The 26,605-nt window shown below is 65.4% G+C and carries 22 protein-coding genes and 1 tRNA gene; 15 read left to right on the top strand and 8 right to left on the bottom strand.

Annotated features, from left to right (window positions below; genetic code table 11):
• Positions 1-37: 37 nt before the first annotated feature.
• Positions 38-1,561 carry a DHA2 family efflux MFS transporter permease subunit gene (locus LDO22_RS08030; RefSeq protein ID WP_224026676.1) on the top strand — a complete coding sequence of 508 codons (1,524 nt, stop codon included), beginning with the start codon at positions 38-40 and terminating at the stop codon, positions 1,559-1,561.
• On the opposite strand, the gene LDO22_RS08025 is transcribed toward LDO22_RS08030, so the two are convergent.
• From LDO22_RS08025 to LDO22_RS08005, 5 genes are all read right to left on the bottom strand, one after another.
• Positions 1,523-2,239, bottom strand: a complete 717-nt coding sequence (locus LDO22_RS08025; protein WP_159631344.1) for a GNAT family N-acetyltransferase — start codon at positions 2,237-2,239, stop codon at positions 1,523-1,525. The two genes, LDO22_RS08030 and LDO22_RS08025, sit on opposite strands and share 39 nt — an antisense overlap.
• Positions 2,240-2,266: 27 nt before the next feature.
• A complete protein-coding gene (locus LDO22_RS08020; RefSeq protein WP_159631345.1) occupies positions 2,267-3,292 on the bottom strand; it encodes an ATP-dependent 6-phosphofructokinase in 1,026 nt (341 codons plus the stop codon).
• A 192-nt stretch (positions 3,293-3,484) separates the two neighbouring features.
• The gene (locus LDO22_RS08015; RefSeq protein WP_159631346.1) at positions 3,485-3,742 is read right to left on the bottom strand and encodes a PspC domain-containing protein; all 258 of its coding nucleotides are present in this window, start codon (positions 3,740-3,742) and stop codon (positions 3,485-3,487) included.
• Between the two features lie 3 nt (positions 3,743-3,745).
• The gene (locus LDO22_RS08010) at positions 3,746-4,003 is read right to left on the bottom strand and encodes a hypothetical protein (protein WP_224026675.1); all 258 of its coding nucleotides are present in this window, start codon (positions 4,001-4,003) and stop codon (positions 3,746-3,748) included.
• A 1-nt stretch (position 4,004) separates the two neighbouring features.
• Positions 4,005-5,597, bottom strand: a complete 1,593-nt coding sequence (locus tag LDO22_RS08005; protein ID WP_224026674.1) for a PspC domain-containing protein — start codon at positions 5,595-5,597, stop codon at positions 4,005-4,007.
• Between the two features lie 125 nt (positions 5,598-5,722).
• On the opposite strand from LDO22_RS08005, the gene LDO22_RS08000 reads away from it, so the two are divergent.
• Both LDO22_RS08000 and LDO22_RS07995 read left to right on the top strand, forming a co-directional pair.
• Positions 5,723-7,060 carry an ATP-binding protein gene (locus LDO22_RS08000; RefSeq protein WP_224026673.1) on the top strand — a complete coding sequence of 446 codons (1,338 nt, stop codon included), beginning with the start codon at positions 5,723-5,725 and terminating at the stop codon, positions 7,058-7,060.
• The gene (locus LDO22_RS07995) at positions 7,057-7,746 is read left to right on the top strand and encodes a response regulator transcription factor (protein WP_224026672.1); all 690 of its coding nucleotides are present in this window, start codon (positions 7,057-7,059) and stop codon (positions 7,744-7,746) included. The genes LDO22_RS08000 and LDO22_RS07995 overlap by 4 nt, the downstream gene beginning before the upstream one ends.
• A gap of 122 nt (positions 7,747-7,868) precedes the next feature.
• On the opposite strand, the gene LDO22_RS07990 is transcribed toward LDO22_RS07995, so the two are convergent.
• Complete coding sequence (locus LDO22_RS07990) at positions 7,869-9,086, bottom strand: pyridoxal phosphate-dependent aminotransferase (protein WP_224026671.1); 1,218 nt, start codon at positions 9,084-9,086, stop codon at positions 7,869-7,871.
• A gap of 278 nt (positions 9,087-9,364) precedes the next feature.
• On the opposite strand from LDO22_RS07990, the gene LDO22_RS07985 reads away from it, so the two are divergent.
• The 9 genes from LDO22_RS07985 to rplL all read left to right on the top strand — a co-directional run bounded on the left by LDO22_RS07985 (position 9,365) and on the right by rplL (position 15,913).
• Positions 9,365-9,437, top strand: a tRNA-Trp gene (locus tag LDO22_RS07985).
• 82 nt (positions 9,438-9,519) lie between these two features.
• A complete protein-coding gene (gene secE, locus LDO22_RS07980; protein WP_159631350.1) occupies positions 9,520-9,804 on the top strand; it encodes a preprotein translocase subunit SecE in 285 nt (94 codons plus the stop codon).
• Between the two features lie 114 nt (positions 9,805-9,918).
• Positions 9,919-10,743 (top strand): transcription termination/antitermination protein NusG, encoded by an 825-nt coding sequence (nusG, locus tag LDO22_RS07975; RefSeq protein ID WP_224026670.1) that lies wholly within the window; start codon positions 9,919-9,921, stop codon positions 10,741-10,743.
• A 128-nt stretch (positions 10,744-10,871) separates the two neighbouring features.
• Positions 10,872-11,303 carry a 50S ribosomal protein L11 gene (gene rplK, locus LDO22_RS07970; RefSeq protein ID WP_018760472.1) on the top strand — a complete coding sequence of 144 codons (432 nt, stop codon included), beginning with the start codon at positions 10,872-10,874 and terminating at the stop codon, positions 11,301-11,303.
• A 179-nt stretch (positions 11,304-11,482) separates the two neighbouring features.
• Entirely contained in the window at positions 11,483-12,190 is a 708-nt protein-coding gene (gene rplA, locus LDO22_RS07965) for a 50S ribosomal protein L1 (RefSeq protein ID WP_159631352.1), read from the top strand.
• A 124-nt stretch (positions 12,191-12,314) separates the two neighbouring features.
• Complete coding sequence (locus LDO22_RS07960; protein ID WP_224026669.1) at positions 12,315-13,454, top strand: GNAT family N-acetyltransferase; 1,140 nt, start codon at positions 12,315-12,317, stop codon at positions 13,452-13,454.
• 7 nt (positions 13,455-13,461) lie between these two features.
• Complete coding sequence (locus tag LDO22_RS07955; protein ID WP_159631354.1) at positions 13,462-14,580, top strand: GNAT family N-acetyltransferase; 1,119 nt, start codon at positions 13,462-13,464, stop codon at positions 14,578-14,580.
• A 296-nt stretch (positions 14,581-14,876) separates the two neighbouring features.
• Entirely contained in the window at positions 14,877-15,458 is a 582-nt protein-coding gene (gene rplJ / locus LDO22_RS07950; RefSeq protein WP_141942696.1) for a 50S ribosomal protein L10, read from the top strand.
• Between the two features lie 77 nt (positions 15,459-15,535).
• Positions 15,536-15,913 (top strand): 50S ribosomal protein L7/L12, encoded by a 378-nt coding sequence (gene rplL, locus LDO22_RS07945; protein ID WP_018760467.1) that lies wholly within the window; start codon positions 15,536-15,538, stop codon positions 15,911-15,913.
• A gap of 73 nt (positions 15,914-15,986) precedes the next feature.
• Here rplL and LDO22_RS07940 read toward each other — a convergent pair whose 3' ends face one another.
• A complete protein-coding gene (locus tag LDO22_RS07940) occupies positions 15,987-16,484 on the bottom strand; it encodes a YbaK/EbsC family protein (RefSeq protein ID WP_224026668.1) in 498 nt (165 codons plus the stop codon).
• A complete protein-coding gene (locus tag LDO22_RS07935) occupies positions 16,484-17,683 on the bottom strand; it encodes an acetyl-CoA C-acetyltransferase (protein WP_224026667.1) in 1,200 nt (399 codons plus the stop codon). The genes LDO22_RS07940 and LDO22_RS07935 overlap by 1 nt, the downstream gene beginning before the upstream one ends.
• A gap of 271 nt (positions 17,684-17,954) precedes the next feature.
• On the opposite strand from LDO22_RS07935, the gene LDO22_RS07930 reads away from it, so the two are divergent.
• From LDO22_RS07930 to LDO22_RS07920, 3 genes are all read left to right on the top strand, one after another.
• Positions 17,955-18,446 carry a hypothetical protein gene (locus tag LDO22_RS07930; RefSeq protein WP_224026666.1) on the top strand — a complete coding sequence of 164 codons (492 nt, stop codon included), beginning with the start codon at positions 17,955-17,957 and terminating at the stop codon, positions 18,444-18,446.
• Between the two features lie 310 nt (positions 18,447-18,756).
• Entirely contained in the window at positions 18,757-22,266 is a 3,510-nt protein-coding gene (gene rpoB / locus LDO22_RS07925; RefSeq protein ID WP_159631357.1) for a DNA-directed RNA polymerase subunit beta, read from the top strand.
• 104 nt (positions 22,267-22,370) lie between these two features.
• A complete protein-coding gene (locus LDO22_RS07920; protein ID WP_159631358.1) occupies positions 22,371-26,270 on the top strand; it encodes a DNA-directed RNA polymerase subunit beta' in 3,900 nt (1,299 codons plus the stop codon).
• Positions 26,271-26,605 lie beyond the last annotated feature (335 nt).

Genomic DNA, 26,605 nt, shown 5'->3' with positions numbered 1-26,605 from the left:
CGCCCGGCACCAAACAAAACTCCAGAAGGATGACAGAGTGGAAAACGTAGAAAAGCCGTGGCCGGCGCTGTGGTCCCTGGTGATCGGGTTCTTCATGATCCTGATCGACAGCACCATCGTCTCGGTGGCCAATCCCCGGATCATGGAGGGCCTGAACGCCGACATTAACTCGGTGATCTGGGTGACCAGTGCCTACCTGCTGGCCTACGCCGTTCCCCTGCTCATCACGGGCCGGCTGGGTGACAGGTTCGGCCCCCGGAAGCTGTACCTGCTCGGCCTGGTGGTGTTCACCCTGGCCTCCCTCTGGTGCGGCCTGGCCCAAAACGTGGAAACCCTTATCGCCGCCCGCGTGGTGCAGGGGCTAGGCGCAGCGGTCATGACGCCTCAGACCATGGCGGTCATCACCCGCATCTTTCCGCCGGACCGCCGCGGTTCCGCCATGGCCATCTGGGGTGCCACGGCCGGCATGGCCACCCTGGTGGGGCCCATCCTGGGCGGTGTCCTGGTGGACGGCCTGGGCTGGGAGTGGATCTTCTTCATCAACGTGCCCATCGGCGTCGTGGGCTTCATCCTGGCAATGCGCAACGTCCCGGCGCTGAGCACGCACCCGCACCGGTTCGACATCCCCGGCGTCCTGCTGAGCGCCGTCGGGCTCTTCCTGCTGGTCTTCGGCATCCAGGAAGGCGAGACGTACAACTGGGGCACCATCACCGGACCCATCAGCGTCTGGGGACTCATTATTGCCGGCCTTGTTGTCCTGGCCGCGTTCGTGGCGTGGCAGCGGTTCAATAAAGGCGAGCCGCTCCTGCCGCTGGGTCTGTTCCGGGACCGGAACTTCTCCCTCGCCAACCTTGGAATCACGATGGTGGGGTTCACCGTCACGTCCTTCAGCCTGCCGCTGATCTTCTACTACCAGCTGGTCCGCGGTCTGACGCCCACCCAGTCGGCACTCCTGATGGTGCCCATGGCGCTGATCTCAGGCGGCATGGCGCCGGTGGTGGGCAAGATCGTGGACCGGGTCAACCCGAAATATCTGGCCGCCGGCGGCCTGACGCTGATGGCTGTCGCCCTGGTCTGGAATGGCCTGCTCATGCAGCCGGACACGCCCATCCTGCTGTTCCTGCTTCCCAGCGCAGTCCTGGGCTTTGCCAACGCCGGCATCTGGGCACCGTTGAGCACAACCGCAACCCGGAACCTGCCGCCGCGCCAGGCCGGCGCAGGCTCCGGGGTGTACAACACCACCCGGCAGTTCGGGGCCGTGCTGGGCAGCGCTGCGATCGCCGTCCTCATCCAGTCCCGGCTGGCGGCCGAACTCCCGTCCCGCGGCCCCGGCGCCCCATCCGGTGAGGGCATGGGCATGGGCGGCGGTACGCTTCCCGGGTTCCTGCACGCAGGGTTTTCGACGGCAATGGCCCAGTCGATCCTCCTCCCCGCCGCAGTGGTGCTGGTTGCCGCAGCCGTTGCCCTGTTCTTTGCCAAGCCGAAGCCGGCCCAGGACTGGGGCGCCGCGGGGAGCCCTGCGTCAGCGAAGGTGGACGCTGGTCTGGATTCCGCCGGCTGAGAGGCCCAGTTTCCGGGCGAGGGCAAGGCAGCCGGTGTTGCTGACGTCTGCACGCCACTGCAGCGTCAGCCCTGCGGCAAGGGCCTCGTGGGCGGCGATGGATCCGGCCAGGGCCCCAAGACCATGCCGCCGCCACTCAGGATCCACCAGGACCCCCATGTTGGCCAGCAGGCCTTCCCACTCGCCATAAGCGCCGCAGGCAAGGGGCACGCGCCTGCCATCGATTTCATGGACGATGGTGTACCGGTTCTCGAGGTCGGAAAGACCCACCTCGTTGACGTCGTCCGGCGGGCACCTTCCCTCCAGCTCGATCGCTTCCGGATTACCGTGCGAGACGGTCAGTTCCTCGGAGGGCTGCTGGAGGGGCAGGTCGTCGGCGAAGAACAGGGCTGCGGCACCGAGTCCGTGGCCGCCCTGCTCCCTGGTCAGTTTCAGGAGGGTGACGTGCTGGGCCATTTCCTCATCGGGAATGTCCGCCGCGGCGTCGATGACGCTCCGTGGTCCCACCAGGGCGGAACTTCCGAACAGCCGCACAAAGTCGACAGTCCGGGCCGATTCGTCGGCCCGGACAATCCGTTCCCCCGATGCCAGGGCGTCACCGAACGCGTCGTCGTCAAGGCCCAGCCGGCGTGCCCATGCCAACTGGATGATGGCCGCTGAGCCGGGATCGAGTGTCATGGTCCCAGCCTAGGGGGGCCTGCAGGCTTAGCCGAACAGGACCGCGGCTTCGTCGTAGCGGTTTTGCGGGACGGTCTTGAGCTGGCCCAGGGCTTCCTCGAAGGCGACATGCTGGATGTCGGTGCCCTTCAGTGCCACCATGGTGCCCCAGTAGCCTTCGACCACGGAGTCGATGGCGGCCATGCCCAGCCGGGTGGCCAGGACCCGGTCAAAGGCCGAGGGGACGCCGCCGCGCTGGATGTGCCCCAGGATGGTGGCACGGGTTTCGATGCCGGTCCGGGCTTCGAGTTCGGGGGCGAGCTGGTCCGCGATGCCGCCCAGGCGGGGACGGCCGAAGGTGTCCAGGCCGCGCTCGGAGTGCGGGCTCTCCATGTGCTCCGGAACGAACCCTTCAGCCACCACCACCAGGGGCGCACGGCCGCGGGCGTGGGCTTCATTGACCCATTCGGTGATCTGCTCGATGCTGACCTTCTGCTCCGGGATCAGGATGGCGTGCGCCCCGGCAGCCATTCCGGCGTGCAGCGCAATCCAGCCCACGTGCCGGCCCATCACTTCCGCGATCATGCACCGGTGGTGGGACTCACCCGTAGTGCGGAGCCGGTCGATGGCCTCGGTGGCGATCTGGACGGCGGTATCGAAACCGAAGGTGTAGTCGGTGGCGTCGAGGTCGTTGTCCACGGTCTTGGGGACGCCTACGATCTTGAGCCCGGCGTCGGTCAGCCGCTTGGCCGCGGCCAGGGTTCCCTCACCGCCGATGGCGATGATGGCGTCGATGCCCAGCCGGTCCATGTGGGCCTTGATGGCCTCCGGGCCGCCGCCGTTTTCGAACGGGTTGGTGCGGGAGGTGCCCAAAATGGTGCCACCCTGTTTGGCGATGCCGCGGACCATGGTGCGGGGGATATCGATGATGTCCCCTTCCACCACGCCCCGCCAGCCATCACGGAATCCGACGAACTCCTGGCCGTGGACCGCAATGCCTTTGAGCACTGCACCTCGGATCACTGCGTTCAATCCGGGGCAGTCGCCACCGCTGGTGAGGATTCCAATTTTCATGTTCGGCTCAAATCCTGGGGAGAAGGTTTACAGGCAGAGCGCCACGCTGAGCTCACCTAGAAGTGTAGTGGGGTGTGTGGGGTACGACACAAACCGGTTACATGGGGGCCGGCTCGGCCCCGCACGCGGGGGACACGGAAAAGGCCCCGGCCCCGTGATCATTCACGGGGCCGGGGCCGTGGTCCTGGGCGGTCAGGGCCGGTTCAGCGACCGGCGGTCCAGGAACGCCTGGAGCGGAATCTCGTTGCGCTGGTCCGGAAGGGTGATCCACGCCAGGACGTAGAAGACGAATGCCGGGCCCGGAAGCAGGGCGAAGAGCAGGAACGCGATGCGGACGTACGCCACGTCCACGTTGAGTTTGGCAGCGATGCCGCCACAAACCCCGCCAAGCCACCGCTCGGGGCCGCGCTTCAGGCCGAAGCCCCTGACAATGCTGAAGAACTTATCCATGGTTCAAGACTTCCCTGTAGTTGGTTCGTTGTCACGTTTCCGGGCTGAGAGCAGGCCACCCACCACCAGGGCCACGCCCGCGCCGATCATGAGGCCGATCAGGACGTAGGTGCCGTTGAGCGTCACGATGCCAAGCTGGGCCACGATGATCAGCGCGGCCAGTGCCAGGACGATCAGCCCCCACACCACCGTTCCCACCCTGGCCGGTGCCGGTCCGGCAGTCTCCTGGCCCGCCGTCGTCGGAATGTTGCTGTTGTCCATGTCAGTTGCCTTCCTGGATCGTGACGTTGCTGAAGGTGCCGTCGATCTGCACCACCAGGTGGTTGCCTGGCCGGTCCGTGTTGTAGCTGCTTTCGCGGGTGGTGGTGCCGCCGCGCTGGCCGCTTCCTTCGTTCAGGTTGCCCATGGTCATGTCCGCCTTGATGTCAACGGGCAGGTTCTGCGGGATCACCACGGTCACGTTGCTGGCGGTGATGTCCAGGGGAACCACGACGTCGGACGTCAGGGGGGCGGTTGGGGAGAGTCCCGTGAGGTCCACGGTTCCCCGGCCGGCGGTGATGTCGATGCCGCCGCGCGCTTCCTCGATGCTGGCCGGGTTCCAGTCAACTTGCTGGAACCGCATCCGGCCGTCGTCCAGGGTGTTGTAGATGCCGCCGGTGACCAGCGCGATCACCGCGAAGAGGCTCAGGATGCCGGACGTCCGGCCGCGGAAGCCCGCCACCAGGATGCCCAGGCCGAGGACGGCCGCCGCGCTGGCCCACACGACGGCGTTGCCGGAGCCGCCCAGGTTGATGATGTTCGCGGCGTCCAGGGCCTTGAGTCCGCCGCCCACCAGCAGGGCAGATCCCGTGGCGATGGCGACTGCGGGGGCGCCGGGACCGGATGGGCGGGGCTTTGGCGGCCGCGGCGGGACCCACGGGGTGGGGTATCCGGCTTCACCGGGTATGCCGCTGCCGGGGCCGCCCGGGGAGGTGCCTGCGCTGCCAACGCCGCCGGTTCCAACGCCGCCGGCCCCAACTCCGGCGCCGCCAACGCCGCCAGCGGCCGGGACGCTCCCGGCGGGGCTGTAGCCGCTGCTGCCGTAGGAGCCGGTGGGCGCTGAACCGGTGGTGCCGCTGCCGTAGGTGGGTGCTGCGGCCGGGGCAGGCCCGGGAGCCGTGCCGGCGGTGAACGTTGAGGTGTGGGCGGTGCTGCCCATCGGGTAGGTCCCGCCCGGGGCCGCCGTGCCGTGCCCGGCCATGGTGGGGTGGGCCTTGTTGCGTTGGGAGAGGTAGTAGATCAGGTAGATTGCGCCACCCACCCAGAAGAGGGTCCAGAGGAGGCCGCTCAGGCCATTATGGCTCCAGCCCCAGAAGCCTCCCCCCAGGCCGGTGAGGCCCAGGACCGTGGCGATCAGGGAACCTGTCATGCCGCTGGACCAGCGGCCGGCCCCTGCTTCCTGGACGTGGATCCTGCCGTCCGGTTCCGGAAGGAAGGCCCAGGCCAGGCCGTACAGCAGTACCCCAATGCCGGCCAGGAGGGTCAGGACAATGAAAACGCCGCGGATGATGATCGGATCAACGCCCAGCCGGTGGGCGATGCCGCTGCAGACGCCGCCGACCCAGCGGTCGTTGCCCCGGTAGATGCCGTTGCTGCGGATCCAGCCGAAGAAGTCGGTGGACGGCGCCGGGGCGGGGGTGCCCTGGAACGCGTAGCGCTGGGAGTCGTCCGCAGGCGGGACCGGGGCGGGCTCCGGAGGCGTGGAGACGGAGGACGGCAGGGGCTCGGTGGGCCGCTCGCTGTTCGTGCCGGGCTGCCCGTCGGGGAGGGGTTCGGCAGGGTGTTCGTCGTCGGGGGAGGGGGTGTGCGGGTTCATACCTCGATCCTCCCGTCCAGGCCGGTTGGCGCTCTACTGGGGGAAACCCTGAACCGTCCCTGAGCTGTCCCCGGGAAGCGGCCGAATGCGGTCCGGGCAACCCTGATCCGTGTTTGGATTGACCCATGACAACCCTTCCGGCGCGGCCGCCCTTGGCACGGAGCAGCGACCGTGTGATCGCGGGGGTGTGCTCCGGCCTTGCCGCGCACCTGGGCTGGCCGGTGAAGAACGTCCGCCTGGGCATGGTCCTGGCGTCCTTCGCTGGAGGGGCGGGGCTGGTCTTCTATGCCTGGCTCTGGATCATGGTGCCCACTGCGGACGAGGCCGCCCGCCGCAACGCCCGCCGCCCGGCGTCGCCCATTGCCCCGGCGGTGAGCCAGCCCGCCCAGGGGGCCGCTGCCGACGCCGGATCCCCGGCGGGTGCCCCAGGTCCCGTCCCGGAGGACCAGGGCGGGGCTCCGGTTCCCCCGTGGTTCCGGGCGCGCGGAATGCGGTACGGCAAGGAAATCCTGCTGGGCTGCGGACTGCTGCTCGTCGCCGGCATCATGATCGCCCAGCTGCTGGGTGTGGACGTGTCCCTGGGAACGCTGATCCCGGCTGCCGCGGTCCTGGGCGGTGCCTCGATCGCGTGGATGCAGCTGGACGAGACCCGGCGTGCAGGCCTGGTGGACAAGACCAAGGCGGACCAGGCCGGCGGCTGGGGCCGGCTCGCCGCCGGTCTGGCGCTGGTGGTGGCCGGGGTTCTGGTGATGGTGTCCGGCTCGGGTTCCTGGGAACAGACCTGGCTCGCCTTGCTCGCTTCGGTGGCCGTCCTGGGCGGCGTGGTGCTGGTCCTGCTGCCCTGGGCCCTGAAGTTCTGGCGTGACCTGGAAGCGGAGCGCGCGGGCCGGATCCGGGAAACGGAACGTGCCGAGATTGCCGCCCACCTCCATGATTCGGTGCTGCAGACCCTCGCCTTGATCCAGCGGCGGGCGGGCAACGAGCACGACGTCGTCCGCCTGGCCCGTGCCCAGGAACGCGAGTTGCGGGGCTGGCTGTTCCAGGATCCAGGCCGCGAAAGCGGCCAGCTCTCGGACCGGATCAAGGCTGTTGCCGGCGAGGTCGAGGACCTGCTCGGCAATGCCGTGGAAGTGGTCACCGTTGGTGACGCCGTCATGACCGAGGCGCACGAGGCCCTGGTCCAGGCCAGCCGGGAGGCCATGCTCAACGCCTCACGGCACGGTGGCGGGACGGTCTCGGTCTACCTTGAAGCGTCTGACGGGCAGGCCGAGATCTTCATCAAGGACAGGGGACCGGGCTTTGAGCTGGGGGACGTGCCCGCGGACCGGCTCGGTATCCGGGAATCAATCATCGGCCGGATGAAACGGCACGGCGGCTCGGCTGCCATCCTCAGCACCGGCGACGGCACCGAGGTCCGCCTCCGGCTGCCTGCCGCAGCAGAACACGCGGAAGGAAAATCATGAACACAACCCAGGGAACAGGTGCCGGAAGTGCCCGGCCGGCCAACTCGGCCCGGGTGGTCATCGTGGACGACCACGCCATTTTCCGGTCCGGCCTGAAAGCGGACCTCGACCCCAGCATCCAGGTGGTGGGGGAGGCTGCCACCGTGGAGCAGGCCATCGCCGTGATTGCCCAGCAGCGGCCCGACGTCGTCCTCCTGGATGTCCACCTCCCCGGCGGACTGGGCGGCGGCGGCCGGGAAGTCATCGCCGGCTCCGCCGCGCTCCTGTCCAGCACCCGGTTCCTGGCCCTGAGTGTGTCCGACGCCGCGGAGGACGTGGTCGCCGTCATCCGTGCCGGCGCCCGCGGCTATGTCACCAAGACCATCTCCGGCGCCGAAATTACCGATGCCGTGTTCCGGGTGGCCGGCGGCGACGCAGTCTTCTCGCCCCGCCTGGCCGGTTTTGTCCTGGACGCCTTCGGCACCGCCCCCGCGGACATCGCCGATGATGAACTGGACAAGCTCTCCGCCCGTGAGCTTGAGGTCATGCGGCTTATCGCCCGGGGCTACAGCTACAAGGAAGTGGCCAAGGAACTCTTCATCAGCATCAAGACCGTGGAGACCCATGTCTCGGCGGTGCTGCGGAAGCTCCAGCTCTCCAGCCGCCACGAACTCACCAAGTGGGCCGCGGAGCGCCGCCTCCTCTAAACGCCCCATCACCTCCCGCCCCTATATCTCCAACGCCCCATCACCTTTCGGGCCTTAAACCAGAACGCCCCATCACTTGGTGATGGGGCGTTCTGGTTTTTCCGGCGAAAGGTGATGGGGCGTTACTGGGCCTTGCCCAGGAAGTCCTGCAGGCGCTGGACGCCTGTGGCGAGGTCGTCGTCACCCAGGGCGTAGGAGAGGCGCAGGAAGCCGGAGGGGCCGAACGCCTCGCCCGGAACCACTGCCACCTCAACCTCGTCGAGGATCAGCGAGGCCAGCTCCGCGGAGGTCTGCGGCGTGGCGGTGCCGGACGCGGTGGGGAATTCCTTCCCCAGCAGCGCACGGACGTCGGCGTATACGTAAAAGGCGCCCTTCGGCGTCGGGCATTCCACGCCGTCAATCGCATTCAGCCCCGCGACGATGGCCTTGCGGCGGCGGTCGAACGCCACCTTCATCTCATCGACGGCGGTCAGCGGGCCGGACACGGCGGCGAGGGCGGCGATCTGCATGATGTTGGACACGTTGGACGTGGCGTGCGACTGGAGGTTGGTGGCCGCCTTGATGACGTCTGCCGGGCCGATCATCCAGCCCACCCGCCAGCCGGTCATGGCGTACGTCTTGGCAACGCCGTTGAGGATGACCACCTTGTCGCCCAGTTCCGGGGCAGCGGTGGCGATGGACGTGAACGGGACGCCGTCGTAGGTCAGGTGCTCATAGATTTCGTCCGTGACCACCCACAGGCCCTTGGCCGCGGCCCACTTGCCGATCTCCGCCACCTGCTCGGGGGAGTACACAGCACCCGTGGGGTTCGACGGCGAGACGAACAGCAGGATCTTGGTCCGGTCCGTCACGGCCGCTTCGAGCTGTTCAACAGTCACCAGGTAGTCCTGTTCTGGCCCGGCGAAGACCTCCACGGGCACGCCGCCTGCCAGCCGGATGGCCTCCGGGTAGGTGGTCCAGAACGGGGCAGGCACAATGACCTCGTCGCCCGGATCCACCAGGGTGGCGAAGGTGTTGTAGACGGCCTGCTTGCCGCCGTTGGTGACCAGCACCTGTGAGGGATCCACGGTGTAGCCGGAGTCGCGCAGCGTCTTCTCCGCAATTGCCTTCTTCAGCTCGGGCAGGCCGCCGGCAGGGGAGTAGCGGTGGAACCTGGGCTGGCCGGCAGCCTCGATGGCCGCCTGGACGATGTAGTCCGGGGTGGGGAAATCGGGTTCGCCCGCACCGAAACCAATAACCGGCCGGCCAGCTGCCTTCAGCGCCTTGGCCTTGGCGTCAACGGCCAGGGTTGCGGATTCGGCAATAGCGGAAATGCGTTGGGAAACGCGGGCGGAAGACATTGGCAGGTCCGTTCTTCGCTTGCAGCCCGGAGGCTGGAATGTGGGATTCGACGAGTTCTACTCTATGCTGTTCACCGGACCCTCCGGGGTGCCGGTTTTGATTTATGACTGCCCCGCGCAGCACGTTTCAGGCCGGACTGCGGATGGGCCGGAACGGGCTGGTTTTACCTACGCGAAGTTCTTGCGTAGACTGGTTCACCGGTGTTGAAACACAGATGATGGCGTGCGCCCCAGTCCAAACTGGTGTTGGGCCATCAAAGAAGTGGAATTCACTCCATAGGGTAGTGGCGCAATTGGTAGCGCAGCGGTCTCCAAAACCGCAGGTTGCAGGTTCGAGTCCTGTCTGCCCTGCGCAAGCTGCTCCGGGCGAAAGCCCGGAGCAGGCGCAGCAACCATGGTTCTGATCAGGGCCGGGTAATCCACCATTGCAAAGATGAGCGAGGACCAGGTGACCGAAACAGCTGCCAGCAGCTCCAAGGGCCGCCCAGCTAAGAAGGAAGCCAAGGCAAACTTCTTCGCCCGCATTGCACTCTTTGTCCGCCAGATCATCGGCGAACTGAAGAAGGTTGTTGCCCCCACCCGCAAGGAACTGATCAACTACACGCTCGTGGTGCTGGTGTTCGTGACCATCATGATGGTCATCGTCAGCCTGCTGGACATTGGTTTTGGAACCGCTGTCAGCTGGATCTTCGGCGGCACCGGCTCCAAGGACAGCTAAGGCTGCACGGTCCGCAGGCCGCGTGATTCGCCCGGGTAACCGGAAGGAAGCGCCGGCGTGCGGAATTGAGCCATTTAAATAGGCATGTTAGGCAATGAGGAAGCAGGAGACCAAGTGTCTGAGCAGGAGCTCGAGGTAACCGAGACTGGGCTGGAAGAATCCCCGGACGTCACGGCAGAAGCCGGTGAAGAGTCCGAGGTTGAGTCCTCCACGCCCGAATCCGACGACGCAGCCTCCGACGCAGCAGTTGTTGACGCCGACGAAGCCGACGCTTCCGACGCCGAGGGTGAAGACGAGCCCGCAGACGCCCTTGCCGCCGCTGCAGCCACCGCAGCCGCTGACCCGGCCGAGGAGTTCAAGGCCAAGCTGCGCCGCCAGGAGGGTGACTGGTACGTCATCCACTCCTACGCCGGTTACGAGAACCGCGTGAAGGCGAACCTTGAAACACGCATCCAGACCCTGGACATGGAAGATTACATCTTCGAAATCCAGGTGCCCATGGAAGAAGTCGTGGAGATCAAGAACGCCCAGCGCAAGGTGATCAACCGCGTCCGCATCCCCGGCTACGTCCTGGTCCGCATGGACCTGACGGATGCCTCCTGGGGCGCCGTCCGCCACACCCCCGGCGTCACCGGCTTCGTGGGCAACGCCCACAACCCGGTCCCGCTGCGCCTGGACGAGGTCTTCTCCATGCTCGCTCCCGTGTTCGAGGAAGAGCAGGCCGAGAAGGGCAAGCCGGTCAACAAGCAGAACCAGGTTCCCGTGGCCGTCGACTTCGAGGTCGGCGAGTCCGTCATCGTCAAGGAAGGTCCGTTCGAGACCCTCCCCGCCACGATCTCGGAGATCAAGCCCGAGTCCCAGACCCTCGTGGTGCTGGTCTCCATCTTCGAGCGCGAAACGCCGGTTACCCTGGCGTTCAACCAGGTCACCAAGATCTGAGAATCCTAGAATTCGTCCCGGTGCCGCCCGCTTAGTGGCGCCGGAACGGCCGGCCGCCTTGCCATGGCGGCCAAAAACCTGAGGCACGCTCCTGTGCCCCAGGACGTTATTGAGAGAAGGACCCTACATTGGCTCCCAAGAAGAAGGTCACCGGCCTCATCAAGCTGCAGATCCAGGCAGGTGCCGCCAACCCGGCCCCGCCGATCGGTCCTGCGCTTGGCCAGCACGGTGTCAACATCATGGAATTCTGCAAGGCGTACAACGCTGCGACGGAAGCCCAGCGCGGAAACGTCATCCCCGTGGAAATCACAGTCTACGAGGACCGTTCCTTCACGTTCATCACCAAGACCCCGCCGGCTGCAGAGCTCATCAAGAAGGCTGCAGGCGTCGCCAAGGGTTCATCCACCCCGCACACCGTCAAGGTTGCCAAGCTGACCCAGGCCCAGGTCAACGAGATCGCCTCCACCAAGATGGAAGACCTCAACGCCACCAGCCTCGAAGGCGCAGCGAAGATCATCGCCGGCACCGCCCGCTCCATGGGCATCACCGTCGAGGGCTAACAGCCCTGACCGCTGTCCAGCGTCGTGGTAATTGACGACGACGGGCGGCACCGCCGGGACACCGGCACCAAAAAAATTGAAATGTTGGCCATCCGGGCCGGATAACGAACCGGATCGCCGACTGTGGCAGGGCCCAGCGCGGTCCGCAGACCACAACTGCACAAGGAGAAATAAGCAGCATGGCAAAGCGCAGCAAAGCATATGAGGCAGCAGCCGCCAAGATCGACGCGGAGAAGCACTACGCACCGTTCGAGGCAGTAACGCTGGCCAAGGACACCAACCCGTCCAAGTTCGACGCCACCGTTGAGGTCGCTTTCCGCCTCGGCGTCGACCCCCGCAAGGCTGACCAGATGGTCCGCGGCACCGTCAACCTGCCCCACGGCACCGGTAAGACCGCCCGCGTCCTGGTTTTCGCAACGGGTGACAAGGCTGAGGCCGCAATCGCAGCCGGCGCCGACTTCGTTGGTTCCGACGACCTGATCGAAAAGATCGCCGGCGGCTGGACCGACTTCGACGCCGCCGTTGCCACCCCTGACCTCATGGGCAAGGTTGGCCGCCTCGGTAAGGTCCTGGGCCCGCGTAACCTGATGCCGAACCCGAAGACGGGCACCGTGACCCCCGACGTCACCAAGGCCGTCAACGACATCAAGGGTGGAAAGATCGACTTCCGCGTCGACAAGCACTCCAACCTGCACTTCATCATCGGCAAGGTTTCCTTCGACGCCATCAAGCTGGCCGAGAACTACGCAGCAGCACTGGAAGAGGTTCTTCGCCTCAAGCCGTCCGCTGCGAAGGGCCGCTACATCCAGAAGGCCACCGTTGCCACCACGTTCGGCCCCGGCATCTCCGTGGACCCCAACGTCACCAAGGTGCTCACCGAGGCATAGTCCCTCACTGAAGTTCCTGCTCCCGGAGTGATTCCGGAGCAACTGAAGACCGTTCCGGCGCTCACGTGCCGGGGCGGTCTTCTTTTTTGCGTCCATACCGGCGGGCAGTGCCTAAGCTGGCGTCATGGACCAGCACAAGCGAACCCAGCCCGCGTCATCGCCGCCGTCCAATGCCCTGGCGATTGCCGCCGTCGTCATTCCTCCGCGCGGCCAGGACCGCCCGGGCACTGCGCCGTCCGCGGACCTCCTGGCCTGCCAGGCCATGAAGGAGGCAGAGGCGCTGGCTGTCTGGGGGAGCCTGGAGCGCTGCCTTACCCCAGCCGAAGCGCTGGAGTTCTGGCGCGGCAACGAGTACGAGGAACGGCACCTGTTCCTGGCCCGGGCCGGCGGGGAACCGGTGGGAATGTGCTCGGTGACGCTGCCCCTGCGCGAGAACCTGGCCACTGCAGGCATCGACGTCCTGGTCATTCCTGCCCGGCGCCGCAGGGGACTGGGACGCGCGCTGCTGGAGCACGCCGAAAGCGTGGCACGGGCACGCGGCAGGTCATCCTTGGACTCCTTCCACGAGGTGCCGCTGGACGCTGTACGGCGTGATTCGCCCAGGATCGCCGCGAGGTCCGGGGCCGGCCAACTGCCGGGGGATGACCCTGCAACCGCTTTTGCCCTGTACGCCGGGTATGCGCTTGAGCAGGTGGAGCGTTCCAGCCGGCTCATGCTGCCCGTACCGGATGCCCGGTTGGCACGCCTGGAGGCTGACGCCCTGGCCCGCAGCGGCGATTACATCCTGACGGCCTGGGACGGCCACTGCCCGGACACGCTTGTTGCCGGCTATGCCGGGTTGCGGGCGCGGATGAGCACGGACGCCCCCACAGCCGGAATGGACTGGGAGCGGGAGGACTGGGACGTACGCCGCGTGCGGGACGATGAACAGGCCCTGGTCCGCAGCGGTGTGCAGACCTCTGTGGCCGCGGCGGTGTACCGCCCCACCGGTGAACTGGTTGCCTACTCCGTCCTGGCCTGGCGCCCGCAGGTCCCGGAGTCGTTGCTCCAGCAGGACACCCTTGTGGCGGCGGGGCACCGCGGCCACCGCCTGGGGATGCTGATCAAGGCGGCCAACCTGCGGCGTGCACAGGAAAAATGGCCCCGGGCGCGCTCGGTCCTGACATGGAATGCCAGCGAAAACCAGCATATGCTGGCGATAAATACCGCCCTTGGATTCAGGCCCGCCGGCTATGAAGGTGAGTGGCAGAAACGGCTGGGATGATGCCCGCATGGCAATAGACGTGAAGATCGAGCAGCTGTACATACCCGACTCATTGGACACCCCGGACGCGGCGGACTTCCTCGCCGCCGTGGAGGTGGGCCGCAAGGTCCGGATGCAGACGTGGGGCAGCGACGATCTTGCGTACGGTCCGCAGGAAAAGTTGCTTGAGTTCGCGGACCCGTACGAGCGCCAGCTGATCCTCGTTGCCAAGGTGGACGGCGCCATTGTAGGCACGGTTGATATCGCGCTGCCCCTGACCGACCACCTGGACCTGGCCGAGCTCACCCTGGACATCCTGCCCGAGTTCCAGCGGCAGGGGGTGGGGCGCCGCCTGCTTGAGGCTGCCGAACAGCTGGCCAGGGGTGAAGGACGCACCATGATCCTGGTGGATACCAACCATCCGGGCGCGTCACTGCACGAGTTTGAACGGGCCCAGCTGGTGCCCGGCTCCGGACAGGGGTTCGTGCCCCTGGAGAGCCGCGAAGTGGAGTTCGCGCAGAAGACCGGATACACGCTGCAGCACATCGAGCAGTTCAGCTCCTGTCTCCTGCCCCTGGACACCAAGCTCGTGGCCGACCTACAGGCTGAAGCCGAGGAAGCCAACAACGGCAGGTACCGGCTGCACCACTGGACGGACCGTTGCCCGGACCGCTGGCTGGAGGCCGTGGCCGCGCTCGAAAACCAGGCCGGCGCCGACGTTGACCCGTCCTTGGATGCGCCGATTGAACAGGACATGGTGTTCGACGGCGGCATCCTGCGTGAGGCGGAGGACGTCGCCATCGCGCAGGGCAGGAGAACGGTGGTCACCGCCGTCGAGCACATCGCCACCGGGGCGCTGGTGGGCCTGACCACCATCACGGTCCTGGCGCACCGGGCTGACGTGGTGTTCCAGGACGACACCCTGGTCCTGCAGGAACACCGGGGCAACAAGCTCGGGCTGCTGATCAAGGTGGCCAACATGGAGCGGCTCAGCGAGCAGTTCCCGGACGCACGCATCATTTACACCTGGAATGCGCCGGAGAACCGGTACCTGCTGACGGTCAACAAGCAGCTGGGATTCCAGACGGCCGGCGTGACGGGTATCTGGCAGAAGGAGCTCCCCACGCTGCGCACCAGCACCAGCTGAGCGCCGATTTGGCGGACCGGCAATGCCTCGCGTAAGCTGGGAGTACCAAAGACCGTCGGTTGTTGGAAATCCACTCTCCTGAACATGGCTCAACTCTGCAGTTGTGCGCTGGGGACCACAGTGGCTTTCCGGACGAAGGACCCTCAACGCAGGGCGGCCGGCGCAGGTGAACGAAGCAAAGCTCCACGGGATAAACGTGTTGAGCCAAGCCCCGTGCATCTGCGCGGGGCGTTTTTAGTTTTAGCTCTCTTGAGCGGGGACCGTCGAATACCGGCACTATCCCCGGAAGGAGGGTTATGGCAACGCCTACCAAGGTTTCAGCAGTAGCTGAGATCACTAACGATTTCAAGGAATCGAACGCCGCTGTCCTGACCGAATACCGCGGGCTCACCGTTGCACAGCTCAAGCAGCTGCGTGTTTCTCTCGGCCAGGACACCAAGTTCGCGGTCGTCAAGAACACCCTGACCGCCATTGCAGCCAAGGAAGCCGGCGTCGAAGCATTCGACGGCCAGCTTGCCGGCCCCACTGCAATCGCGTTCATCAAGGGTGACGCAGTTGCCGCTGCCAAGAGCCTGACGGATTTTGCCAAGGCCAACAAGCAGCTGGTCATCAAGACCGGTTACTTCGAGGGCAAGGCGCTGGACGCCACCGAGGTCGCCGCACTGGCTGCCCTCGAGTCCCGCGAGCTGCAGCTCGCCAAGGTTGCAGGCGTCCTCAAGGCACCTGCCGCCGCAGCTGCACGCATCATCGACGCACTGCGCCTCAAGCTTGAAGAAGAGAACGGTGCACCGGCAGCTGCCGAAGCGCCTGCCGCTGAAGAAGCCCCTGCCGCTGAAGCTGAAGCTCCCGCTGAAGCTCCTGCTGCCGAAGAGAACTAATTCTCTTTACCCCACCAGACTCCGGTGTCATCCCGGCCTAACGCCGGCGGGACACCACAACAGGAAGGACGCCTACCATGGCGAAGCTCAGCAACGAAGAGCTCATTGAAGCTTTCAAGGAACTGACCATCATCGAGCTCTCCGAGTTCGTCAAGCTCTTCGAAGAGACCTTCGAAGTTACCGCCGCTGCTGTTGCAGTTGCCGGCCCCGCCGGTGGCGGAGCTGCTGAAGAGGTTGAAGAGAAGACCGACTTCGACGTCATCCTCGAATCTGCCGGTGACAAGAAGATCGCAGTCATCAAGGAAGTTCGCGCCATCACCTCCCTCGGCCTCAAGGAAGCCAAGGACCTGGTTGACAGCGCCCCCAAGGCTGTTCTCGAAGGCGCCAACAAGGAAGCTGCCGAGAAGGCCAAGGAGCAGCTCGAGGCTGCAGGCGCCACCGTTACCCTCAAGTAACAACGCCTTTTCCTTCGGAAACCCCGTCCACCTCGGTGGGCGGGGTTTCCTGCCTTAACAAAGGCCTTCCGTTTCAGGACGGTTCGCTGATGTCCGCCACGACGGCGCCCAGGGCTGCGGTCAACTCATCGGCATCCACGAAGGCGCTGTAGCCGTGTGCCCCGGCGCCCATGGAGATGCGCCGCCCGGTGATCGTGGCGTCGGCATAGACGGGCCAGGCGGTGGTGCTGCCCAGCGGGGTGATGGTGCCCCGCTCGTAGCCGGTTGCCTCCAGTGCAGTTCCTGCGGGCGGCAGCGACAGCTTGTTCACGCCCACCAGGGCACGGAGCTTGGGCCACGAAATCTGCCGGTCGCCCGGGATGAGCGCGAAGAGGAACGTCCCGTCCTTGTGCTTGACCACCAGGGATTTGACGATGTCCGCCGGTGTGATTCCCATGATGTCCGCAGCCTCTTCGAGGCTCTTCGCTGCGGGCCGTTCCACCACGTCAACTGCCAGGCCGCGGGCAGCGGCGTCGGCCAGGAACCGTTCCCGCCCGACGCCGTCCGCTCCGTTTCCGGATGAGCCCGCCATCAGTCGCGGTACAGCAGGAGGGCCTCGCCCTGCCCGCCCCCGCCGCAGAGGGACACTGCAGCCTTGCCGGTCCCGCGCCGCTTCAGCTCATGGGCGGCGTGGGCGGCCAGCCGGGCACCCGAGGCGCCGATCGGATGACCCAGGGCAATGGCGCCGCCGTGGAGGTTGCACTTCTCCAGCGGGTAGTCCAGGTCCTTGAGGGACTGCACGGCCACCGAGCCGAAGGCTTCGTTGATCTCGATGAAGTCAAGGTCGGCGGTGCTCCACCCTGCTTTCCCCAGGGCGTTCATGATGGCGTTGGACGGCTGGGAATGCAGGGAGTTGTCAGGCCCGGCCACCTGTCCCGGCTTCCCGACCACCGCCAGGTATTCGAGCCCGTGCTCCTCTGCGTAGCCGCGGGATGCGATCACCAGGGCGGCGGCGCCGTCGGACAGGGGAGAGGAGTTGCCTGCGGTGATGGTGCCGTCAGTGACGAATGCAGCGCGCAGGCCGGCCAGTGATTCGATCGAGGTATTGGGGCGGACCCCTTCATCGGTGTCCACCACCAGGGGCTCGCCCTTGCGCTGCTTGACGCTGATAGGTGCGATCTCGCCGTCGAACGTTCCGTTTTTCGCCGCAAGCGCCGCGCGCTGGTGCGATTGGGCGGCGACGTTGTCCTGGGAGGTGCGGTCGATACCCAGCGAGAGGTTCCGCGTCTCGGTGGACAGGCCCATCGACTCCCCGTCAAAGGCGTCGGTCAGCCCGTCGTGGGCGGCAGCGTCCAGCGCCTGGATGGAGCCGTAGGTCCACCCCTGCCGCGATCCCGGAAGCAGGTGCGGTGCCCGGCTCATCGACTCCTGGCCGCCGGCCACCACCACGGCAGCCTCGCCCGCGCGGATCATCCGGGCGGCGTCAATCACCGCGGTCAGCCCGGAAAGGCACACCTTGTTGACGGTCACGGCAGGCACATTCCACCCGATGCCGGCGCCGATGGCGCTTTGCCGCGCAGGGTTCTGCCCGGCGCCTGCCTGCAGGACCTGGCCCATGATGACAGCCTCCACATCCGCGGCATCGACGCCACTGGAGGCCAGTGCGGCCTTGATGGCGTGCGCACCGAGATCCACTGCCGTGAGGCTGGACAGTTGGCCGTTGATCCGGCCCTGCGGGGTCCGTGCGGCCCCGAGGATGACAACGTCATTGCTGTGGGGAGTGTTGTCCATGGTTACCACTTTCAGTCCGGTTTCGGTCTAAGCCACCAAGGCTATCGTGAGCCTGGTCACCCAACTATTCAAACGCCGGGAGCGCCATGTGCATTCCTGCGCGGCATCCTGCCGCCGGGCTTTGCAGCACGGGACGGCAGGGGAGAGGTACCCATCCATTGTGTTGTGCACGACGGCGGCCGCTTGCGTAGGGTGGACGGCGAGGCTTTGCAGGGGGACGCGCTTTGCAGGGGGACACCAGGTCCGGAGCCGGGACGGACGGAGCGACATCGTGAACAAGACATTTACTGCGGCTGCCATCGCCGCCATGGCCGTACTGACGGGCAGTGCGCTGGCGGGGTGCTCAATGTCCACGCCGGCGCCGGCGGAAACAACCCAGGCCACGCCGGCACCCTCGGACAACGGCGCGGCAAGCACCAGCCCTGCCGCCTCCACCGGGCCTGGAAGTACAGGTGCGGCCCGGTCAGGGGGAACCAAGGCGGCCTGCGAACTCTTCAACAAGCTGGTGGCGGACTATGGCGCCGTTTCCCCCACCGATTCACAGGGCTACGAGGACGTGTACTCCCGGGCCCAGGACGCCAAGGACACAGTTTCCGGGGACTTGAGGGGCCTGTTCACCTCGCTGAGCCTGCTCGCCATCGACCACTCGTCGGTGGCGGAAACCGGGGGCAAGCCGTCCCAGGAATCCAAGGACGCCGTAAGGGATGCCGTTTTCGCGAACGCCGGCACCTGCACGGCCGAGGGCGTGACGCTGCGCCTCTAGGCGGTCCGGCACTCCTGGTGCAGGCCGCCGGAAACTGGGTGCTTGCAATCCGGCGGGATGTGGGGTAGACACGTAGGTTGTTTTGCCGTATCGTAGATATTTGCGTCTTCCCTGTTTACCTTCAGCCTTCATATAGCGGTGGGCTTTGCCTGGCAGCTGGCAATCAACGTGCCGTAACAACGGTCACAGCATAGTCAGTTCAGGCCCCGGGTCATATAGCGGAACCGGATGGTAGCGCTGCGGAGTCACTTCGCAGGGTGCACAGCGGGGGAGATCTGAAAACGCCTGAAGGTCTGTGGAAGGATCCCTCTTGGTCGCCTCGAGCACCTCTAATAACGAAACCGCTAACACTGCCGACAGCACTGATGGTGCCACTCGCCGGCTCTCATTCGCAAAGATTCACGAACCCCTTGACGTTCCGAATCTGCTTGCCCTGCAGACGGACAGCTTTGACTGGCTGGTCGGCAATGAGCGCTGGCAGGCACGCGTGGCAAAGGCTGTCGAAGAAAACGATCTCAGCGTCGCCACCACGTCCGGCCTGTCGGACATCTTCGAAGAGATCTCCCCGATCGAGGACTTCCAGGGCACCATGTCCCTGAGCTTCTCCGATCCGGAGTTCGCTGACCCCAAGTACACCATGGCTGAGTGCAAGGACCGGGACGCAACGTACTCGGCTCCGCTGTACGTCAAGGCCGAGTTCATGAACAACAACACGGGCGAAATCAAGCAGCAGACCGTGTTCATGGGTGACTTCCCCCTGATGACCGAGAAGGGCACCTTCGTCGTCAACGGCACCGAGCGTGTCGTCGTCTCCCAGCTGGTCCGTTCGCCGGGCGCCTACTTCGAGCGCGCCGCCGACAAGACCAGCGACAAGGACATCTTCACCGCCAAGATCATCCCGTCCCGCGGTGCATGGTTCGAGCTCGAGATCGACAAGCGCGACCAGGTCGGTGTCCGCCTCGACCGCAAGCGCAAGCAGTCCGTCACGGTGCTGCTGAAGGCCCTGGGTTGGACCGAAGGCCAGATCCTCGAAGAGTTCGGCCAGTACGACTCCATGCGGGCAACCCTGGAGAAGGACGCCACCGAAACCCGCGAAGACGCCCTGCTGGACATCTACCGCAAGCTGCGCCCGGGCGAGCCGCCCACCGTCGAGGCTGCCCAGTCCCTGCTGGACAACCTGTACTTCAACTCCAAGCGCTACGATCTGGCCAAGGTTGGCCGCTACAAGATCAACCGCAAGCTTGGCATCGACCGCTCCCTTGGCGACAAGGAAGCCTCTGTCCTGCACGTTGAAGACATCGTCGCCATGATCAAGTTCCTCGTCGCGCTGCACGCCGGCGAGAAGACCATCAAGGGCACCCGCGATGGCCAGGAAGTGGACCTGCGCGTCGAGATCGACGACATCGACCACTTCGGCAACCGCCGCATCCGCGCCGTCGGCGAGCTCATCGAGAACCAGGTCCGCACCGGCCTGTCCCGCATGGAGCGCGTTGTCCGCGAGCGTATGACCACCCAGGACGTCGAGGCCATCACGCCGCAGACCCTGATCAACATCCGCCCCGTGGTTGCGGCCATCAAGGAGTTCTTCGGAACCTCCCAGCTGTCGCAGTTCATGGACCAGAACAACCCGCTCTCGGGCCTGACCCACAAGCGCCGCCTGTCGGCCCTTGGCCCCGGTGGTCTGTCCCGTGACCGCGCCGGCATGGAAGTCCGTGACGTGCACCCGTCCCACTACGGACGTATGTGCCCCATCGAAACCCCTGAAGGCCCGAACATTGGTCTGATCGGTTCGCTGGCTTCCTACGGCCGCATCAACCCGTTCGGTTTCATCGAGACCCCGTACCGCCTCGTCAAGGACGGCGTCGTCTCCGACGACGTCCAGTACCTGACGGCCGACGACGAGGCTGAGGTTCTGATCGCCCAGGCCAACGCGCCGCTGGACGAGAACAAGAAGTTCGCTGAAGAGACCGTCCTGGTCCGTGCCCGCGGTGGTGGAGGCGAGCCCGTGCTGGTTCCCGCCGCTGACGTCGAGTTCATGGACGTTTCCCCGCGCCAGATGGTGTCCGTGGCTACGGCCCTGATCCCGTTCCTGGAGCACGACGACGCCAACCGTGCACTCATGGGTGCCAACATGCAGCGCCAGGCTGTGCCGCTGGTCCGTTCCGAGGCTCCCGTGGTGGGCACCGGCATGGAGCGCGCCGCCGCCGTCGACGCCGGTGACGTTGTCATCGCCAAGAAGGCCGGTGTGGTCACCGAGGTTTCCGCCGAGCTCGTCATCATGCTCAACGACGACGGCACCGAGACCAACTACCGCATCAACAAGTTCGCCCGTTCCAACCAGGGCAACTGCTACAACCACCGCGTCCTGGTGAACGAAGGCCAGCGCCTGGAAGTTGGCGGCATCATCGCCGACGGCCCGGCTACGGACCAGGGTGAGCTCGCACTGGGCAAGAACCTGCTCGTGGCATTCATGTCATGGGAAGGCCACAACTTCGAGGACGCCATCATCCTCTCGCAGCGCATCGTTGCCGAGGACGTCCTTTCCTCCATCCACATCGAGGAGCACGAGATCGATGCCCGCGACACCAAGCTTGGTGCCGAGGAAATCACCCGTGACATCCCCAACGTGTCCGAGGAAGTCCTGGCCGGCCTGGACGAGCGCGGCATCATCCACATCGGTGCCGAGGTTGAAGCAGGGGACATCCTGGTCGGAAAGGTCACTCCGAAGGGTGAAACTGAACTGACCCCGGAAGAGCGCCTGCTGCGCGCCATCTTCGGTGAGAAGTCCCGCGAAGTCCGCGACACCTCCCTGAAGGTGCCCCACGGCGAGTCCGGAACCGTCATCGGCGTGCGCGTCTTCGACCGCGACAACGACGACGAGCTGCCCCCGGGCGTGAACCAGCTGGTCCGCGTCTACGTGGCCGCCAAGCGGAAGATCACCGACGGCGACAAGCTCGCCGGCCGCCACGGCAACAAGGGTGTTATCTCCAAGATCCTTCCGATCGAGGACATGCCCTTCCTTGCCGACGGCACCCCCGTTGACATCGTCCTGAACCCGCTGGGTGTTCCGGGCCGTATGAACGTGGGCCAGGTGCTCGAAACGCACCTCGGTTGGGTTGCCAAGACCGGTTGGAAGATCGAAGGCGAGCCCGAGTGGGTCAAGCAGCTGCCGAACCTGCCGCGCGAGAGTGGTCCCACCACTGTTGCCACGCCGGTGTTCGACGGCGCCCGCGAAGAGGAAATCACGGGCCTGCTGGATTCCACCAACGTGACCCGCGACGGTGACCGCCTGATCAACTCCTCGGGCAAGACCCGCCTGTTTGACGGCCGCTCCGGCGAGCCGTTCCCGGATCCGATCTCGGTCGGCTACATGTACATCCTGAAGCTCCACCACCTGGTGGACGACAAGATCCACGCACGCTCCACCGGCCCGTACTCCATGATCACGCAGCAGCCGCTGGGTGGTAAGGCACAGTTCGGTGGCCAGCGCTTCGGTGAAATGGAAGTGTGGGCGCTCGAAGCTTACGGCGCCGCCTACACCCTCCAGGAACTCCTCACGATCAAGTCCGATGACATCCACGGTCGTGTGAAGGTCTACGAAGCGATCGTCAAGGGCGAGAACATCCCCGAGCCGGGCGTTCCCGAATCCTTCAAGGTCTTGATCAAGGAAATGCAGTCGCTGTGCCTGAACGTGGAAGTTCTTTCCACGGACGGAACCACAATTGAAATGCGTGACTCTGATGACGCAGTCTTCACGGCTGCGGAAGAACTGGGCATCGATCTGTCTCGCGCAGAGCCCAGCTCCGTAGAAGAGGTTTAGCAGGCGGGCGTTCGACGGCGGGTGCGCACCCGCCGTCGAACCCCACCTCCCTCATCCCGCACCAAGACTTCAGAATTTAGAGAACAAGAGAGAACAGGGACCATATGTCCAGCGAATCCTCCTTCGGCCTCATGCAGATCGGCCTCGCCACCGCGGAAGACATCCGCGGCTGGTCGTACGGCGAGGTTAAGAAGCCGGAAACCATCAACTACCGCACGCTCAAGCCCGAGAAGGACGGCCTCTTCTGCGAGAAGATCTTCGGCCCGTCCCGGGACTGGGAATGCTACTGCGGCAAGTACAAGCGCGTGCGCTTCAAGGGCATCATCTGTGAGCGCTGTGGCGTTGAAGTCACCCGCGCCAAGGTCCGCCGTGAGCGCATGGGCCACATTGAACTGGCCGCCCCCGTTACGCACATCTGGTACTTCAAGGGTGTTCCGTCCCGCCTGGGCTACCTCCTTGACCTGGCCCCGAAGGACCTCGAAAAGGTCATCTACTTCGCTGCCTACATGATCACCAGCGTCGACGAAGCTGCCCGCCACGAGGAACTGCCCAACCTGCAGGTTGAGCACGACATCGAGAAGAAGCAGCTGATCGACAACCGCGACGCCGACATCGCCGCGATTGCCCGCGACCTTGAAGGCGAAATCGCACGCCTCGAGGGCGAAGGCGCCAAGGCTGCCGACAAGAAGAAGGCCCGCGACTCCGCCGACCGCCAGATGGCCAACGTGCGCAAGCGTGCCGACGCCGACATCGAGCGCCTCGAGCAGGTCTGGGACCGCTTCAAGAACCTGAAGGTCGCCGACCTCGAAGGTGACGAAGGCCTGTACCGCGAACTGCGCGACCGCTACGGCATGTACTTCGAGGGCTCCATGGGTGCCGAGGCCATCAAGAAGCGCCTCGAGAACTTCGACATGCAGGCCGAGTCCGACCTGCTGCGCGACGTCATCGCCAACGGCAAGGGCCAGCGCAAGACCCGCGCCCTCAAGCGGCTCAAGGTGGTCAACGCATTCCTGACCACCAACAACAGCCCGCTCGGCATGGTCCTCGACGCCGTCCCGGTGATCCCGCCGGAACTGCGCCCCATGGTCCAGCTGGACGGTGGCCGCTTCGCGACCTCCGACCTCAATGACCTGTACCGCCGTGTGATCAACCGCAACAACCGCCTCAAGCGCCTGCTTGACCTGGGTGCTCCGGAGATCATCGTCAACAACGAGAAGCGCATGCTTCAGGAAGCTGTTGACAGCCTCTTCGACAACGGCCGCCGCGGCCGTCCGGTCACCGGACCCGGCAACCGTCCGCTGAAGTCCCTGAGCGACATGCTCAAGGGCAAGCAGGGCCGTTTCCGCCAGAACCTCCTCGGCAAGCGCGTTGACTACTCGGGCCGTTCGGTCATCGTCGTCGGCCCGCAGCTGAAGCTGCACCAGTGCGGCCTGCCCAAGCAGATGGCCCTGGAGCTCTTCAAGCCGTTCGTGATGAAGCGCCTGGTTGACCTCAACCACGCCCAGAACATCAAGTCGGCAAAGAGGATGGTGGAGCGCTACCGCCCGCAGGTCTGGGACGTGCTCGAAGAGATCATCACCGAACACCCGGTGCTGCTCAACCGTGCACCTACCCTGCACCGCCTGGGCATCCAGGCGTTCGAGCCGCAGCTTGTTGAAGGCAAGGCAATCCAGCTGCACCCGCTGGTTTGTGGCGCGTTCAACGCCGACTTCGACGGCGACCAGATGGCAGTCCACCTGCCGCTGAGCCCCGAGGCGCAGGCTGAGGCCCGCATCCTGATGCTGTCCTCGAACAACATCCTGAAGCCCTCTGACGGACGCCCGGTCACCCTGCCTTCGCAGGATATGATCATCGGCCTCTACCACCTGACCACCAAGCGCAAGGGTTCCGCCGGCGAAGGCAGGATCTTCTCCTCCGTATCGGAAGCCATCATGGCCTTCGATGCACGCGAGCTGCACCTGAACTCGCAGGTCAAGATCCGGCTCGAAGGATTCGTCCCCTACGCCGGCTGGGAAGCCCCGGAAGGCTGGGAGCCCGGTCAGCCGGCACTCGTCCAGACCTCCCTGGGCCAGGTTGTCTTCAACCAGACCCTGCCCGAGGACTACCCGTGGGTTGAAGCCGTTGCCGACAAGGGCGAACTGTCCCGGATCGTCAACGACCTCGCCGAGCGCTACCCCAAGGTCGTCACCGCGGCAACGCTGGACAACCTGAAGGATGCCGGTTTCTACTGGGCCACCCGTTCAGGCGTCACCGTCGCCATCTCCGACATCGAGGTTCCTGCTGCCAAGCCGGAAATCCTTGCCGGGTACGAAGAACGCGCCGCCAAGATCCAGGGCCAGTACGACAAGGGCCTGATCGACGACGACGAGCGCCGCCAGGAACTGATCGAGATCTGGAACAAGGCAACCAACGACATCGCCTCCGTGATGCGTGAGAGCCTGTCCCCGATGAACACCATCAACCGCATGGTGTCCTCCGGTGCACGTGGTAACTGGATGCAGGTCCGCCAGATCGCGGGTATCCGTGGCCTGGTGGCCAACCCGAAGGGTGAGATCATCCCGCGCCCCATCAAGTCCTCCTACCGCGAGGGCCTGTCGGTGCTGGAATACTTCATCGCCACGCACGGTGCCCGTAAGGGCCTGGCAGATACCGCACTGCGTACCGCCAACTCGGGTTACCTGACCCGTCGTCTGGTGGACGTCTCGCAGGACGTCATCGTCCGTGAAGAGGACTGCGGCACCGAGCGTGGCCTGGTCACGCCCATCGCCGTCGCCGATTCCAACGGTGAGCTGGTCCTGGACGAGAACGTCGAGAACAGCGCCTACGCACGTACGCTGGCCGTCGACGTCGTGGACTCCGAGGGCAACGTCCTCGCAGCCGCCGGCACCGACTGCGGCGACGTCGTGATCGATGAGCTCTTCAAGGCAGGCATCACCGAGGTCAAGGTCCGCTCCGTACTCACCTGTGAGTCCAGCGTCGGCACCTGCGCCCTGTGCTACGGCCGCTCGCTGGCCACCGGCAAGACCGTGGACATCGGCGAGGCCGTGGGCATCATCGCCGCACAGTCCATCGGTGAGCCCGGTACCCAGCTGACCATGCGTACGTTCCACACCGGTGGTGCTGTTTCCGCCGGTGGTGGCGACGACATCACCCAGGGTCTGCCCCGTATCCAGGAGCTCTTCGAAGCCCGGACTCCGAAGGGTGTCGCCCCGATTGCTGAAGCAGCCGGCCGCATCACCATCGAAGAGTCCGAGCGCCAGATGCGCCTGGTCATCACCCCGGATGACGGAACGGAAGAGATCGCCTACCCGGTCCTCCGCCGTTCACGCCTGCTGATCGAAGACGGCGACCACGTCTCCGTGGGCCAGAAGCTGATCAACGGCCCGGTCGACCCCAAGCAGGTCCTGCGCATCATGGGCCCGCGTGCGGCACAGAAGTTCCTCGTGGACGAAGTGCAGGGCGTTTACCGCAGCCAGGGCATCGGTATCCACGACAAGCACGTCGAGGTTATCGTCCGCCAGATGCTGCGCCGCGTCACGGTCATCGAGTCCGGCGAATCGGACCTGCTGCCCGGCGAGCTCGCCGAGCGCAGCCGCTTCGAGGACGCCAACCGCCGCGTTGTGTCCGAGGGCAAGACTCCGGCTTCCGGACGTCCTGAACTCATGGGCATTACCAAGGCGTCGCTGGCCACCGAGTCCTGGCTGTCCGCAGCGTCCTTCCAGGAGACCACCCGCGTCCTGACGCAGGCGGCCATGGAAGGCAAGAGCGATCCGCTGCTCGGCCTGAAGGAAAACGTCATCATCGGTAAGCTGATCCCGGCCGGCACGGGCCTCCCGCGCTACACCGAGGTCACCGTGGAGCCCACTGAGGAAGCAAAGGCCAACCTGTTCACCGGCCCCAGCGCATTCAGTGACTTCTCGTACGACACCTTGGGCGGTGACGGAGCTCCCGAGTTCCACGCCATCCCGCTGGATGACTACGACCTGGGCAACGACTTCCGCTGACGGGCAGGGCGGTCCCTTTCGTGTTGCGTTCCGCGCCACGTAGGGACCCTCCGCCCCGCCCTTAGGATGCAAGAGGGATGGTCCCGCACCGAAAGGTGGGGGACCATCCCCGTTTAACCCGTCGATTAAGGCATGGAGCCCGTCCATGCTAGACTTGTTACCAATTGTTATTGTGGCAGTGGATGAGTGCGCCGATACCAGCTGAGAAGCTGGACCAGAGCGACGTTTCCGGTTTGCAGGGTTCTTGTGCAACGTATGCCACATTTTTGCATGCCTAGGGAACTACAGGAATGTACGTTTCGTGCCGGTGTGCGATCCGACTATTAAGGCTTCGC

The sequence above is a fragment of the Arthrobacter sp. NicSoilC5 genome (genome assembly GCF_019977395.1).
In the GTDB taxonomy this organism is placed as follows: Bacteria; Actinomycetota; Actinomycetes; order Actinomycetales; family Micrococcaceae; genus Arthrobacter.
The sequence above is the reverse complement of the archived record's forward strand: the minus strand, read 5'-3'. Positions and strand labels throughout refer to the sequence as shown.

Excerpts from the sequence above, each read along its gene's own strand:
- LDO22_RS07955 (WP_159631354.1), top strand. The coding sequence starts at position 13,462 with ATGGCAATAGACGTGAAGATCGAGCAGCTGTACATACCCGACTCATTG.
- LDO22_RS07960 (WP_224026669.1), top strand. The coding sequence starts at position 12,315 with ATGGACCAGCACAAGCGAACCCAGCCCGCGTCATCGCCGCCGTCCAAT.
- LDO22_RS07920 (WP_159631358.1), top strand. The coding sequence starts at position 22,371 with ATGTCCAGCGAATCCTCCTTCGGCCTCATGCAGATCGGCCTCGCCACC.
- LDO22_RS08005 (WP_224026674.1), bottom strand. The coding sequence starts at position 5,597 with ATGAACCCGCACACCCCCTCCCCCGACGACGAACACCCTGCCGAACCC.
- LDO22_RS08000 (WP_224026673.1), top strand. The coding sequence starts at position 5,723 with ATGACAACCCTTCCGGCGCGGCCGCCCTTGGCACGGAGCAGCGACCGT.
- rplA (WP_159631352.1), top strand. The coding sequence starts at position 11,483 with ATGGCAAAGCGCAGCAAAGCATATGAGGCAGCAGCCGCCAAGATCGAC.
- rplJ (WP_141942696.1), top strand. The coding sequence starts at position 14,877 with ATGGCAACGCCTACCAAGGTTTCAGCAGTAGCTGAGATCACTAACGAT.
- LDO22_RS08020 (WP_159631345.1), bottom strand. The coding sequence starts at position 3,292 with ATGAAAATTGGAATCCTCACCAGCGGTGGCGACTGCCCCGGATTGAAC.
- LDO22_RS08010 (WP_224026675.1), bottom strand. The coding sequence starts at position 4,003 with ATGGACAACAGCAACATTCCGACGACGGCGGGCCAGGAGACTGCCGGA.
- LDO22_RS07935 (WP_224026667.1), bottom strand. The coding sequence starts at position 17,683 with ATGGACAACACTCCCCACAGCAATGACGTTGTCATCCTCGGGGCCGCA.
- LDO22_RS07940 (WP_224026668.1), bottom strand. The coding sequence starts at position 16,484 with ATGGCGGGCTCATCCGGAAACGGAGCGGACGGCGTCGGGCGGGAACGG.
- secE (WP_159631350.1), top strand. The coding sequence starts at position 9,520 with ATGAGCGAGGACCAGGTGACCGAAACAGCTGCCAGCAGCTCCAAGGGC.
- LDO22_RS08015 (WP_159631346.1), bottom strand. The coding sequence starts at position 3,742 with ATGGATAAGTTCTTCAGCATTGTCAGGGGCTTCGGCCTGAAGCGCGGC.
- LDO22_RS08025 (WP_159631344.1), bottom strand. The coding sequence starts at position 2,239 with ATGACACTCGATCCCGGCTCAGCGGCCATCATCCAGTTGGCATGGGCA.
- LDO22_RS07995 (WP_224026672.1), top strand. The coding sequence starts at position 7,057 with ATGAACACAACCCAGGGAACAGGTGCCGGAAGTGCCCGGCCGGCCAAC.
- LDO22_RS07990 (WP_224026671.1), bottom strand. The coding sequence starts at position 9,086 with ATGTCTTCCGCCCGCGTTTCCCAACGCATTTCCGCTATTGCCGAATCC.
- rplL (WP_018760467.1), top strand. The coding sequence starts at position 15,536 with ATGGCGAAGCTCAGCAACGAAGAGCTCATTGAAGCTTTCAAGGAACTG.